This window comes from Bacillus sp. 275 (genome assembly GCF_001999205.1).
GTDB classification, from domain to species: domain Bacteria; phylum Bacillota; class Bacilli; order Bacillales; family Bacillaceae; genus Bacillus; species Bacillus velezensis.
Genome location: NZ_CP019626.1, coordinates 3,264,631 through 3,277,454, shown reverse-complemented (window position 1 = coordinate 3,277,454; position 12,824 = coordinate 3,264,631). Strand labels below are relative to the sequence as shown.

Genomic DNA, 12,824 nt, shown 5'->3' with positions numbered 1-12,824 from the left:
TTAATGCTTATATTATTTTCTCCCGAACCCGCCGGAAATAATCTTTTTTATACAGTGTATTATAACCGGGCGGCAGGCGTTCAAAACTTAAGATGGATTCGCAGGCAGCGTGATTAGTACAACCGCCATCGGAGGAAGCTCCGCCTCAAGTTTTCCGCCCTTTTGAGCAAACCCGGAAAACGGCTTCGGTTTGACGTTTTCCGGACTGCTGAATGTATTGTGGGCATTCATTTTTTCCGCGTGAAGAATCGTTCCCGAAGGCTTCCCTGTCTTTTTCATGCCCCGCAGTTCAATCTTCACATCAGCTTTGTGCAGATGATCGATATTGCAAAGGCTGATATGTATGTCTCCGTTTTGCTGTTTGGACGCTGAAATGCTGACTTGCGGGAGCCGGCCGTCATTCCATTCGTACCCGGCTGCTTTTGTTTCTGTCGCCAAAAGAGAAGCGTCCTGATGCACCTTAAACATATCAAACACATGATACGTCGGCGTCAGCAGCATGTCTTTCCCTTCTGTCAGGATCATTGCCTGAAGCACGTTGACGGTTTGCGCGATATTGGCCATCTGTACGCGGTCTGCGTGCTGATGAAAAATGTGAAAATGCGTGGCTGCCACAAGGGCGTCGCGGATCGTATTCTGCTGATACAGAAAGCCCGGATTCGTGCCCGGCTCAGGATCAAGCCACGTGCCCCATTCATCAATGATCAGCCCGACTCTTTTTTCGGGATCGTACTGATCCATGATGGCGCTGTGCCTTGTGATCAATTCATCCATATGCGCCGCTTTTTTCATCGTGATGAACCATTCATCTTCCGTAAACTCCGTCGCTGATCCTTTCCCCTTCCAGAAATCGCCCGGTATTGTGTAATAATGAAGGCTCAGCCCGTCCATGAGATCAGCGGCTTTTTTCATTAAAGTTTCAGTCCAGCGGTAATCATCGACATTCGCGCCGCCGGCAATTTTATAGATTTCATTACCGCTGTAATTGCGGACATAGGTTTGAAAGTTTCTGTAAAGGTCGGCATAATACTCAGGATGCATGTTTCCGCCGCAGCCCCAGTTCTCATTCCCTATTCCGAAATATGTCAGCTTCCACGGTTTTTCCCGCCCGTTTTCTTTTCTCCAGTCGGACATCGGCGTGCCCGCTTCAAACGTCATGTATTCAATCCAATCAGCCATTTCTTTAACCGTTCCGCTGCCGACGTTTCCGGCGATGTACGGTTCGCAGCCGAGCAGTTCACAAAGCATCATAAACTCGTGCGTGCCGAATTCATTGGAATCAATCGTCCCGCCCCAATGGGTATTCAGCATGGTTTTGCGTTTCCCTACGCCGTTTGCCCAATGGTATTCATCTGCAAAGCAGCCGCCCGGCCATCTGAGGACGGGAATCTGAAGCTGTTTGAGGGCGGCGGCGACATCCGTCCTGACCCCGCCGGTATTCGGAATATCGGAATCTTTTCCGACCCAGATGCCCTCATATATGCCTCTTCCCAGGTGTTCCGCGAAATGTCCGTATATGTTTTTATTAATGGTTCCCCGTGTGATATCAGTTTGAATGACTGCCGTATTGTGAGACAAACTTGATCATTCCTTTCCCTTAATAAGAATGAAAGCACTACAGCCGATCTATGTATCTGGGATGTATGCTGAATGGATAAGTTTGTAAGCGCTTTACAAAAGCTTATTATATTGGTTCGTACATGTCAATCTCTTATTTTATCAACCTTTAATTTGTACGAACCAATTAACACAAATTAAAACCCTCTGACAAATAAGCCAGAGGGTTTATGATTATGAATGAATATTGGCATTTTTAAATTCTTGGGTCAGAAGCGGAACCACTTCGAACAAATCGCCGACAATTCCGTAGTCCGCTATTTTAAATATTTCCGCTTCCGGGTCTTTGTTAATGGCAACAATGACCTTACTATTTGACATGCCCGCCAAGTGCTGAATCGCTCCGGAAATGCCGCAGGCGATATACAAATCCGGCGTGACGACTTTTCCCGTCTGGCCGATTTGAAGGGAATAATCGCAATAGTCCGCGTCACACGCGCCGCGTGAAGCGCCCACCGCTGCTCCGAGCACCTCGGCAAGTTCTTTTAACGGTTCAAATCCATCTTTGCTTTTTACACCGCGGCCGCCTGCTACGATAATTTTCGCTTCTGATAAATCCACGCCGTCCGCCGTTTTTTTGACTACTTCTTCAATGACCGTCCGCAAATCTGCCGGAGGCGCCGCAAGCTCTTCGATATCACCCGTCCGGCTCGCGTCTTTTTCTAATGCCTGAATATTATTCGGACGAATCGTCGCCAAAATGAACGGATCGGTTGAAATTACCTGTTCAAAGGCTTTGCCGGAATAGATCGGTCTTGTAAAAACGATGTTGTCTCCGGTAACGCTTACATCCGTGCTGTCTGAAATCAGCCCCGTTTCAAACCGGGCCGCAAGCTTAGGTGACAAATCTTTTCCCATAGAAGTGTGGCCGAAAATAACCGCATCAGGCTTTTCATTTTCGATCAGATCCCCGAGAACCGCGGCATATCCGTCCGCCGTATACTGAGAAAGCCCCGGCGAATCGGCCGTAAATACTTTGTCGGCGCCGTACTGAATGAGTTCTGGTGCTGCATCAGCTGCGCCTTTTCCCATCAGCACGCCGATGACATTTCCTCCGCCGGAAATGGTTTTGCCTGCGGCTATGGCTTCAAAGGTGACGTTCCGTAAGGCGCCGTCACGAATTTCTCCGAGTACGATCACTTTTTTTCCCATTCTGACATCCCCCAGTTTCTTTAATATCGGTTTATACGACTTTGGCTTCTTTTCTCAGCAGTGACACAAGCTCTTTCGCCTGCTCAGCGGCTTCTCCTTCGATCAGTCTGCCCGCTTCTTTTTGCGGCGGCAGAAAACGTTCGATCGTTTTGAGCTTCGGTGCGGCATCTTCTTCATCAATGTCGAGGTCATCGAGCTCAAGTTCTTCCAGCGGTTTTTTCTTCGCCTTCATAATGCCCGGAAGCGACGGATAGCGCGGCTCGTTTAAGCCTTGCTGTGCCGTGATGACTAAAGGAAGTGAGGTTTTAATGATTTCGGTATCCCCTTCATTGTCTTTCTCTGCCACAGCTTCATCGCCGCTGATTGTCAGTTTTGTGATCGTTGTGACGCAAGGAATGTTCAGCAGTTCGGCAAGCCTTGGAGCCACTTGGCCTGAACCGCCGTCAATCGCGACATTTCCGCCGAGAATCAGATCATATTCCCGGTCCTTGAAATAATGATATAAGATAGTTGAAATGGAGTATTGGTCAGGATCGCTCAGATCATCTTCAATATTGATTAACACCGCCTGGTCACAGCCCATCGCAAGGGCGGTTCTCAGTTCTTTCTCCGCATCTTCTCCGCCGACGGTTACGGCGGTAACGGTTCCGCTGTGCTCTTCCTTCAGCTGAATGGCTTCTTCAATGGCGTATTCATCATATGGATTAATGATAAATTCGGCCCCGTCCTCCTGAATCTTTCCTGCTTCAATGACGATTTTCTCTTCTGTGTCAAACGTCCGTTTCATCAGTACAAATAGATTCATAATCTTATCCCCTTTATCTTCGCCCACCGAATTGAGGCTTTCTTTTTTCGAGAAATGCCTGAATGCCTTCTTTTGCGTCATCTGATGCAAATGCTTCCCCAAAACGCTTTGCTTCAAGCTTTAAGCCGCCGTCATAAGAATAGATCTTGTTTGAATAAAGGAGCTCAAGCAGAGAAGCCATCGACTGCGGGCTTTTTTCCGCAAACTTGCCCGCGAGCGTTTTCGCCTTTTTCAGCAGCTCTTCCTCATGTTCGGCGCCTATCGTGACAAGCCCGAGGCTGAGCGCTTCTTCTCCGGTCACAGGTTCTGAAGTGCCGATCATTTCAAGCGCTTTCGCCGTACCGACGTACCGGGGAAGCCGCTGCGTCCCGGCAAAGCCCGGAATAATGCCGAGATTCAGCTCGGGCAGGCCGAGCTTTGCATCTAATGTAGCGATTCTGATATGGCAGGCCATGGCTAGCTCAAGACCGCCTCCGAGCGCAGCACCGTGAATCGCTGCGATCACGGGCTTCGGAAACCCTTCAATTCTTTCCATCAGCTGCTGGCCTTTATCCGCCATGGCAGAAGATTGCTCAAGATTTTCAAGCGACGTAAATTCCTTTATATCGGCGCCCGCCGAGAAAAATTTCCCCTCACCGCGAATGATGATGCTTCTGACGCTGTCATCTGTTTCACACCGGTCGAACAGACCGGATAACTCATCTAAAACCGCACCGGACAGCGCGTTGGCCGGCTGATGATTAATGGTGATCACCGCAACAGATTGTTCTACCGCCATCGAAAGGCTGTTCATCCGTCAACCCCCTTTAGTTTTGATGAATTCCTGACACCAACAGCTCCAATACCTTGTCTGACAAATCCGGAAGATCATATTTTTGATCGTTCATCACCCATGTTGTCACTGTCTCATCTATCGTCCCGAATATCATCTGCCGGGCGAGGCGGACGTCGAGATTGTCTTTCCATTCCCCCGACTTGATTCCTTCGGTCAAAATGGTGTCCAGCATGTTTAAATAACCTTTTAAAATATCATTGATTTTCAGGCGCAGCTTGATATTTGACTGTCTGAGCTCAAGCTGGGTCACAATCGCGAGGTGGCGGTCATTGCCGAGCAGTGTGAAATGCTGCTTAATAACGAGGGCGAGTTTTTCTTTTGCCGTCGTTTTTTCTTTCACTTCTTCTTCCATGCGTTCAATGAACTGGCCCATCTTTTCTTTAAAAAGAGAAATGAGTATATCCTCTTTGTTTTTGAAATATAAATAGATGGTGCCGTCCGCAACGCCGGCCTGCTTGGCGATTTTGGACACCTGTGATTGGTGATAGCCGTTTTCCGCTATGACTTCTACTGCTGCATCAATAATCTGCATATACTTTGGCCGTTTTTGGTTCAATGTCATCGTTCCTTCCTTCGATAAATGAATGACTATTCATTCATAACTTCATGATAAAAAGGAATCCGGATTTTGTCAAGTTTTTCTTTTAAGGCACCTTGTTTTCACGGGAAGCATCTTCCTCTTCGACTAAACGCCTTCTTAATATTTTTCCGACGGCCGTTTTCGGAAGCTCTTTTCTGAATTCGTAAAGCTTCGGGACTTTGTACGGCGCAAGCCGCTCTCTTGCAAACGCATCAAGCTCATCGGCATCTGCCTCGGCGCCTTTTTTCAAAACGATAAATGCTTTCACCGTTTCCCCTCTGTAGGAGTCAGGGACGCCCGCTACGACAATTTCCTGAACGGCTTCATGCTCATAAAGCGCCTCCTCCACCTCCCGGGGGTAAATGTTGTATCCGCCGGCAATGATGATGTCTTTTTTCCTGTCGGCGATGTAGAAAAATCCTTCCTCATCCATATATCCCATATCTCCGGTAAACAGCCAGCCGTCTCTGATGACACGCGCCGTCTCCTCCTGCTTATTCCAGTATCCTTTCATGACCTGAGGGCCTTTTACGATCAGCTCGCCGTGTTCATACGGCCCCGCAAGCCCGCCTTTTTCTTCTGAATAGATTCCGGCGTCGGTATTGGGCCAGGGACAGCCGATGCTGCCGGGTTTATTTTTTCCCCAAATGAAGTTTGAATGGGTAACCGGTGATGCTTCGGATAATCCGTAGCCTTCCACAAGCTTTCCTCCGGTCACTTTTTCAAATTTCTGTTTGACCTCAACCGGCAGCGCCGCTGAACCGCTCGGACAGCTTTCAATGGAGGACAAATCATACTTATTCAGCTCCGGGTGATGCAACAGCCCGATGTAAATCGTCGGCGCCCCGGGAAAAACCGTCGGCTTCAGCCTGTCGATTGTTTTCAGGGTATCCAAAGGATTAAATTTAGGAAGAAGGATCATTTCACATCCCTGCATAATGGAAAAATTGAGCACGGCGGTCAATCCGTACACATGAAAAAAAGGCACGATGCCGAGCACCTTTTCGGCTCCCTTTTTCATTTTGTACATCCAGGCGGCGCCCATTTCTGTATTGGCCTGAATGTTCCGGTGTGTGAGCATGACGCCTTTCGGATAGCCGGTTGTTCCGCCCGTGTATTGAAGCACGGCGATGTCATGCGCAGGGTCAATATCAAATGGCTCTGCCTCCTCCGCTCTTTCGTTTTTTAAAATATCCGCTAATTTGTGAATTTGTTCGCAGCCGTCATAATCAATATGCACCTGTTGTTTTTGCGTGAGCGTATACAGCATATTTTTCGGAAACGGCAAAAAATCTTTTATACTCGTTGTAATAATGCGTTCGACGAGTGATAACGTTTTCATTTTTATCACCTTCGGAAACAGCATATCAAGGGTGATGATCACGCGCGGCGCACTGTCTTTCAGCTGATACTCAAGCTCGTGTTCCGTGTAGAGAGGATTGGTCTGAACGACAATGCCGCCGGCAAACAATACACCGTAAAAAGCGATGACCGACTGCGGACAATTGGGCAGCATAATGGCGGCTCTGTCACCCTTTTTCAGGCCTGTTTTGCGTAAAAAAGCGGCTAGCTTTAACGAATCTGTGAGAACGTCCTGGAATGTGAGTTTTTTTCCGAGAAAATAAATGGCGGTATGGTTCGGGAATTGAGCTGCGGAGTTTGTCAGATTGGATGGCAGGGTTTGATCGGTAAATTCAAGCTCATGCGGAATCTCTTCGGGATATTGAGAAAGCCATGGCTTTTCAGACTGCATAATACCTCTCCCTTCTGTTTTCCTATACGTTATTATTATAGCAGAAGGGTGATTGGAATTGGAAAGCGTTTCATGTGAAATTTCGAGTTTCAGGAGGTGTTGAGCTTGCTGGAAACGCTGCATTTTGAAGAGGGAGTTCCTATCCTGCGCCAGCTGCCGAAGCCGTTTACGTCGGCCGCCTTTTTGCTCCATCCCTTTGTCCGGATGCCGGATGGGTGGGAAGAGCAAAAGCGCAAACGGCCTTATGAACATATGTATCCGAGTGATGAGGAGATCATCGCGATGGGCAGACCCGTTTCCTGGCAATCCGTCATGACCGTTTGCGGATTGCGCTCTGAAAAAGAGACGGCGCTTGCGCTTATGACTGCTGCCACGGCACTTCGGGATGAATATGCACATCCTGAATCCGCCAGGCTGTTTAATCGGCTTCATCCCGATCTGTACTTGCCAAGCGACGATGTCACTTCACCATTTTTAATTCCGGGACTTTTGGATGTGTTCCGTTCAAAAGGCATAAAGCGCTGCACTTATTTTGAGCCGGTCGAAGAGAAAGGCATATTTTCACTCAATCAAACGGCGGCTTCGGATGTATGCGGACTGCTGCGGGCTGACATGATCATTGCCGACGAAAAACGGCGCGCCGCTTTTATGAGCCTATATGATTCTTTTACGACACTTTTTCTTATGGAAGATCAAGACATGCCGTCTGTCATCCGCACCATGAGTTGGGAAGCCGTCATTTGCTCTGATACGGCCTGCATAAACTGGTATTCTCAATAAAAAAGGCCGCCGATTTTAGTTCGGCAGCCTTTTTTCAGTATTAATCAGTATTAAGATGTCATGACCAGATAAATAAGTCCGATGAACAGAAAAATTCCCGCTGCCGACAGCAGCACTTTCGCAAGCTTCTCCATTTTTCCCCGTCCCCTTAAATCCCGGCGGCCACCACAAATGACAGGCCGACTGAGATGACAAATGAAATAAAGCCGACAGCTCTGTTATCTTTTTCAATTTCTTTATCAATTTTAAACCGGGGCGTCAGAAATTCAAAGATAAAATAGCTGATTAAAAGCATAATAAATCCGTATACGCCCCAGCCGATCATTTGCAAAAGCGAATTATGCTGGGCGATGCTGTGCTGAAAGACATTTGCGATACCGAGAATTTTCCCTCCGGTCGCCATTGCCACCGCAAGATTGCCTTTTTGGATTTCCACCCAGTTCTTATAGGATGTCACCAATTCAAACACGGTCAGAAAAATGACGAGACACAAGACGGCTACACTGTAATAAGCCGCGATTTCAACAAGCTCATTTTCCCAAAAAGCATTCATGACGTTTACTCCCTTTTTATTTTAGTTCGACAATCGTTACGCCTGATCCTCCTTCTCCCGCTTCCCCGAACCGCGAACTTTTCACGCTGCGGTGGTTTTTCAGAAGATCCTGCACCCCTTTTCGGAGGGCGCCCGTGCCTTTTCCGTGAATGATGGACACTCTCGGATGGCCGGCAAGCACCGCGTCATCTAAATATTTTTCGACGCGGCTGAGGGCGTTTTCGTAACGCTCTCCCCTGAGGTCAAGTTCAAGGGATACGTGATAATCCTTCCCTTTTACGGCGGTGATTGCTTTTTCTTTTTTCGGTTCAGGAGCCGATTTGAGAAACTCAAGATCTTTTTCCTTCACCTTCATTTTGAGGATGCCGATTTGGACGTTCCATTCTTTCTCGCCGGTTTTCTCAAGCAGCGCCCCTTTTTGTCCGAATGTGAGCACCTTTACTTCGTCGCCCGGCTTCAGCTCGCGTTTTTTCTCTGTTTTTCTTTCCGGCTGCTTTGATTTTTCAAAAGCCGGCATCGCGTCTCCGAGACGTTTTTTGGCGTCAATCAGCTCGTGTTCCTTAAAGGATCTGTGTTCTTGCTTGATGGACCTGAGCTCGCGGATAATCTGTTCGGCTTCTTTTGCGGCGGCTTCCAGTTTTTCCGCAGCTTTCTGCTCGGCTTCTTCCATCATTTTATCTTTTTGGGCGTTAAGCTCAATGATTTGCTGCTGAAGCTCTTTGTGCAGTTTTTCTGCTTCTTTTCTGATTGATTCGGTTTCAGAAAGCTCTTCATCCGCTCTTTTTTTGCTTTTTTCAAGCGATGCGATCATCAGATCGACTTCGTTATGTTCGACGGTCATTTCTGACTTCGCCTGGCCGATGATATGCTCCGGAAGCCCAAGGCGTCTTGAGATTTCAAATGCGTTGCTTCGGCCCGGCACTCCGATCAGAAGCTTATAGGTAGGCGAAAGCGTTTCAATGTCAAATTCAACGCTGGCATTCATGACGCCTTGTCTGTTATATCCGTATGCTTTCAGTTCCGGATAATGGGTTGTCGCAAGCACTCTGGCGTTTGTCCGGTGAACTTCGTCAAGGATGCTCATGGCAAGCGCCGCTCCTTCCTGCGGATCTGTTCCGGCACCGAGTTCATCAAACAGCACAAGACTGTTTTCAGACACGTCTTTTAAAATATTGACGATATTGACCATGTGGGATGAGAACGTACTCAGACTTTGTTCGATCGACTGTTCATCGCCGATATCGGCAAACACATTGTCAAATACTGCTGCTTCCGATCCCTCATCAGCCGGTATGTGCAATCCTGCCTGCGCCATTATCGTCAGCAGCCCGAGTGTTTTTAACGTAACGGTTTTACCGCCCGTATTCGGTCCCGTGATGACGATCGTTGAATAATCTCCGCCCAGTTCAATATCGTTGGCCACGACTTGATCTTGGGGCAGCAGCGGATGGCGCGCTTTTTTCAGCCGGATAAAACCGTCTCCGTTCATGAGTGGTTTTGTCGCCTTCATCGCTTTTGCGTATCTCGCTTTGGCGAAAATGAAATCCAGTGTCTGCAGCACTTCCACATTTTGAGCGATTTCTTGTGTGTGTTCAGCCGTATGCTCCGTCAGCATCCGGAGAATCCGTTCGATTTCCTGTTTTTCTTTTACTTTCGCCTGCTGAAGCGAGTTGTTCATATCTACGATCGCCTGCGGTTCAATAAACAGTGTCGCACCGGATGAAGATGTATCGTGGACAATTCCGCCGTAGCTTGATCTGTATTCCTGTTTGACCGGGATGACAAAGCGGTCATTCCGAATCGTAACGATGGTGTCAGACAGCATTTTAGAAGCGGAAGATGAACGCAGCATCGATTCAAGCCGGTCTCTGACTCTTGATTCAAGTGTCCTAAGCTGCGTGCGGATTCCCCTTAAAGCGGGAGACGCATGATCAAGCACTTCACCATGGTCATCAATGCAGGAGTTAATCTCCCTTTCCAAATCGCCCAATGTAATCAGTTCTTCTGCATGGGCCTGTATCAGCGGAATGCCGACGCCGTCTTCTGTCATTTGGCTGATAAAATGCTTCATTTGTTTAACGGCATACAGCAGCCCGGACAATTCGGTAAATTCCGCCGGCGTCAGCACACTGCCGATTTCCGCCCGCCGTAAAGCGGATCTTATGTCGGTCAGGCCGCCGAACGGAGCATGGCCTCTCAAGCGCATGACCGCGGATGCTTCTTCGACTTCATCCAGCTGTTTTTGGATGTCTGAGAGATCCGTCAAAGGTTTCAGCTGCAGAAGCTTCTCCCGGCCGAGCGATGAGGCGGCATGTGCGGTAATCTGTTCTTTTACTTTATGAAATTCAAGTGATGATAACACTTTTTGCTGCACGGTTTTGTGATCCTCCTTACTTAATCATTGCGCGTCAGAAATGCTTTGACCTCGTGTAGCGGCCGGGCGTTTAACACATGTTTTGTCTCCGTCCACCCTTTGCGCGCAGCGGTCACGCCCGTTTTCATATCATCGAGCATCTCGATATTATGGGCATCGGTATTAATGACCAAAGTCACACCTTTTTCATTTGCTTTGATCAGATGCTCAGTCCGTAAATCAAGGCGCGCGGGGTTTGCATTCAGTTCAAGCGCCGTATTTGTTTTGGCGGCGAGTTCAATCAGCATGTCGATGTCGACTTCATAGCCGGCCCGTCTGCCGATCAGGCGTCCCGTCGGGTGGGCGATAATGTCCACGTGCTTATTCGTCAGCGCCTGTTCAAGCCGTTTCATAATGACATGCTCCGGCTGGCTGAAGCTTGAATGAATAGATGCGATGACAAGATCCATTTCCGACAGAACACTGTCATCATAATCAAGTGAACCGTCGGGGAGAATGTCCATTTCTACGCCTTTAAAAATATGAAAATTTTCAAATTCAGCATTTAACGCGTCAATTTCTTCCGCCTGTTTTTTGAGCCGTTCGGCTGTTAAACCGTTGGCTACCTTTAAATATTGGGAATGGTCGGTGATCGCCATGTACTGATAGCCTTTTGCCATACACGCTTCTGCCATTTCTCTGATGGAAAAAGCGCCGTCACTCCAGGCTGAGTGCATGTGGAGATCGCCTTTTATCGCTTTATGCTCCACAAGATCCGTTTCTTCCCGGTACGTGTCGACCTCCTGACCGCTTTCTCTGAGCTCAGGAGGAATAAACGGCAGACCGAAGTGGGCGTAAAACGCTGCTTCGCTCGGGAATGTTTTGACGTCTCCCGTTTCTATGGTTTCTACTCCGTATTCACTGATCCGTTCACCGCGCTCTTTCGCAAGCTGGCGCATTTTAATGTTGTGATCTTTAGAACCGGTAAAATGATGGAGTGTGGTGGCAAACTGTTCCTCTGTCACAAGCCGGAAATCCACACTCGTCTCATATTCAAAGGTCAGGATGACTGATACTTTTGTATCCCCGCTCGCTATCACGTCTTTTACGTTCGGGAGAGAAAGAAGCTGTTCTCTGACAGCCTCCGGATGATCTGTAGCGATAATGTAATCCAGATCTTTTACAGTCTCCCGCGCTCTTCTGAGACTGCCGGCCCGGGAATATTTCTGAATATCCGTCAGCCGGGCCAAATGTTCTTCAATTACTGAAGCAATGCTGAGCGCATAGCCGATCGGAAACCGTTCCGGCTGTTTTCCGGCTTCTCCGAGAGCCTGGAGGATTTTCTCCTCCGTTTTTTTGCCGAAACCGGCGAGCCCCTGTACTTTTTGCTGCTCGCATGCTTCTTTCAACGATTCCGCGTCATGAACGCCCAGTTCCTGATACAGCTTGGCGATTTTTTTGCCGCCGAGGCCCGGAAGCTTCAAAAGAGGAACCAAGCCTTCCGGAACTTCTTTCTGCAATTGGAGAAGCGTGCCGGACACACCTTCCTGCATATATTCACGAATGACGCCGTAGGTGCCTTTTCCGATTCCGGATAAAGACATCATGTCGTCGATTTCCGACAGGCTGCGGTCATCCTGCTCAAGCGCCGCTGCCGCTTTTCGGAAGGCTGATATTTTAAACGGGTTGTCCCCTTTCAGTTCCATATAGACCGCAATCGTTTCAAGCAGCCTGATGATATCTTTTTTATGCATACTCTTAACCCCCAGTCGTTTCCTGCTTTTCATCATACAAATTTTTCTCCTCCGGCACAACTGACGCAGAGCTTGAAAAAAACTTCTCCGGTCAAGAGAAGTTTTTTATGCCCCGTACTGGGCCCACAGTTCTTGCAGGAGCCCTGACAGATACGGCGTATGATGTGTGATGATATTTGCAAGCGTCGATTGTGCGAGCATATCCTGAAGCGCGCTTACCGGCAGTACGGATGCGACGTATAACAGGATAAACGCAAATAAATAGACTTCCAGAAACCCAAGCACCCCGCCCAGCAGTTTGTTGATCTGTTTAATGACCGGAATGCCGGCGATGATATTAAGCGCCGCTCCGATAATCCGGAGCAGAATCTTTGCGATGATAAACAAAATGACAAACGCGATCGCGTTGTAATAAGCCGTCTCTACGTTTCCTTTAATAAAAGACAGAGCCGCCTGCCCGCCGGAAAAATCAGGCGCGGGTATAAAGCTCAGATGCGGGGCCAGATTTTTGTAAAAAAGCGCCGCAAACGCAATCGAGAGGATGAAACTCGTTAAATATATAAATTGGAGGATAAATCCTCTTTTTAATCCAAGCAATGTGCCCATTAAGAGCAAAACTAAGATGATGATATCTATCATATG

Annotated in this window: 11 protein-coding genes; 1 reads left to right on the top strand and 10 read right to left on the bottom strand. The window is 48.2% G+C overall.

The window, feature by feature from the left end; translation table 11 throughout:
- Positions 1–87 precede the first annotated feature (87 nt).
- The 6 genes from BZ167_RS16130 to BZ167_RS16105 all read right to left on the bottom strand — a co-directional run bounded on the left by BZ167_RS16130 (position 88) and on the right by BZ167_RS16105 (position 6,742).
- Complete coding sequence (locus tag BZ167_RS16130) at positions 88–1,578, bottom strand: alpha-N-arabinofuranosidase (protein ID WP_015417949.1); 1,491 nt, start codon at positions 1,576–1,578, stop codon at positions 88–90.
- A gap of 213 nt (positions 1,579–1,791) precedes the next feature.
- Positions 1,792–2,769, bottom strand: a complete 978-nt coding sequence (locus BZ167_RS16125; protein WP_015417950.1) for an electron transfer flavoprotein subunit alpha/FixB family protein — start codon at positions 2,767–2,769, stop codon at positions 1,792–1,794.
- Between the two features lie 31 nt (positions 2,770–2,800).
- Positions 2,801–3,574: an electron transfer flavoprotein subunit beta/FixA family protein gene (locus BZ167_RS16120; RefSeq protein ID WP_077392141.1), complete on the bottom strand. Its 774-nt coding sequence runs from the start codon at positions 3,572–3,574 to the stop codon at positions 2,801–2,803.
- A gap of 13 nt (positions 3,575–3,587) precedes the next feature.
- Positions 3,588–4,367 (bottom strand): enoyl-CoA hydratase, encoded by a 780-nt coding sequence (locus BZ167_RS16115; protein ID WP_022552859.1) that lies wholly within the window; start codon positions 4,365–4,367, stop codon positions 3,588–3,590.
- A gap of 13 nt (positions 4,368–4,380) precedes the next feature.
- Positions 4,381–4,965, bottom strand: a complete 585-nt coding sequence (locus BZ167_RS16110; RefSeq protein ID WP_007408119.1) for a fatty acid metabolism transcriptional regulator FadR — start codon at positions 4,963–4,965, stop codon at positions 4,381–4,383.
- Between the two features lie 88 nt (positions 4,966–5,053).
- The gene (locus BZ167_RS16105; protein ID WP_061890758.1) at positions 5,054–6,742 is read right to left on the bottom strand and encodes an AMP-binding protein; all 1,689 of its coding nucleotides are present in this window, start codon (positions 6,740–6,742) and stop codon (positions 5,054–5,056) included.
- Positions 6,743–6,847: 105 nt separating this feature from the next.
- On the opposite strand from BZ167_RS16105, the gene BZ167_RS16100 reads away from it, so the two are divergent.
- A complete protein-coding gene (locus BZ167_RS16100) occupies positions 6,848–7,522 on the top strand; it encodes a DUF2711 family protein (RefSeq protein ID WP_077392140.1) in 675 nt (224 codons plus the stop codon).
- A 148-nt stretch (positions 7,523–7,670) separates the two neighbouring features.
- On the opposite strand, the gene BZ167_RS16095 is transcribed toward BZ167_RS16100, so the two are convergent.
- From BZ167_RS16095 to BZ167_RS16080, 4 genes are all read right to left on the bottom strand, one after another.
- On the bottom strand, positions 7,671–8,075 hold the full coding sequence (locus tag BZ167_RS16095) for a DUF350 domain-containing protein (RefSeq protein WP_003152541.1): 405 nt from the start codon (positions 8,073–8,075) through the stop codon (positions 7,671–7,673).
- Between the two features lie 16 nt (positions 8,076–8,091).
- On the bottom strand, positions 8,092–10,449 hold the full coding sequence (locus BZ167_RS16090; RefSeq protein WP_077392139.1) for an endonuclease MutS2: 2,358 nt from the start codon (positions 10,447–10,449) through the stop codon (positions 8,092–8,094).
- A gap of 20 nt (positions 10,450–10,469) precedes the next feature.
- A complete protein-coding gene (gene polX / locus BZ167_RS16085; protein ID WP_039254303.1) occupies positions 10,470–12,182 on the bottom strand; it encodes a DNA polymerase/3'-5' exonuclease PolX in 1,713 nt (570 codons plus the stop codon).
- A gap of 105 nt (positions 12,183–12,287) precedes the next feature.
- A complete protein-coding gene (locus tag BZ167_RS16080) occupies positions 12,288–12,821 on the bottom strand; it encodes a CvpA family protein (RefSeq protein WP_003152534.1) in 534 nt (177 codons plus the stop codon).
- Positions 12,822–12,824: the final 3 nt, after the last annotated feature.

Excerpts from the sequence above, each read along its gene's own strand:
- BZ167_RS16125 (WP_015417950.1), bottom strand. The coding sequence starts at position 2,769 with ATGGGAAAAAAAGTGATCGTACTCGGAGAAATTCGTGACGGCGCCTTA.
- BZ167_RS16120 (WP_077392141.1), bottom strand. The coding sequence starts at position 3,574 with ATGAATCTATTTGTACTGATGAAACGGACGTTTGACACAGAAGAGAAA.
- BZ167_RS16115 (WP_022552859.1), bottom strand. The coding sequence starts at position 4,367 with ATGAACAGCCTTTCGATGGCGGTAGAACAATCTGTTGCGGTGATCACC.
- BZ167_RS16105 (WP_061890758.1), bottom strand. The coding sequence starts at position 6,742 with ATGCAGTCTGAAAAGCCATGGCTTTCTCAATATCCCGAAGAGATTCCG.
- BZ167_RS16095 (WP_003152541.1), bottom strand. The coding sequence starts at position 8,075 with ATGAATGCTTTTTGGGAAAATGAGCTTGTTGAAATCGCGGCTTATTAC.
- polX (WP_039254303.1), bottom strand. The coding sequence starts at position 12,182 with ATGCATAAAAAAGATATCATCAGGCTGCTTGAAACGATTGCGGTCTAT.
- BZ167_RS16080 (WP_003152534.1), bottom strand. The coding sequence starts at position 12,821 with ATGATAGATATCATCATCTTAGTTTTGCTCTTAATGGGCACATTGCTT.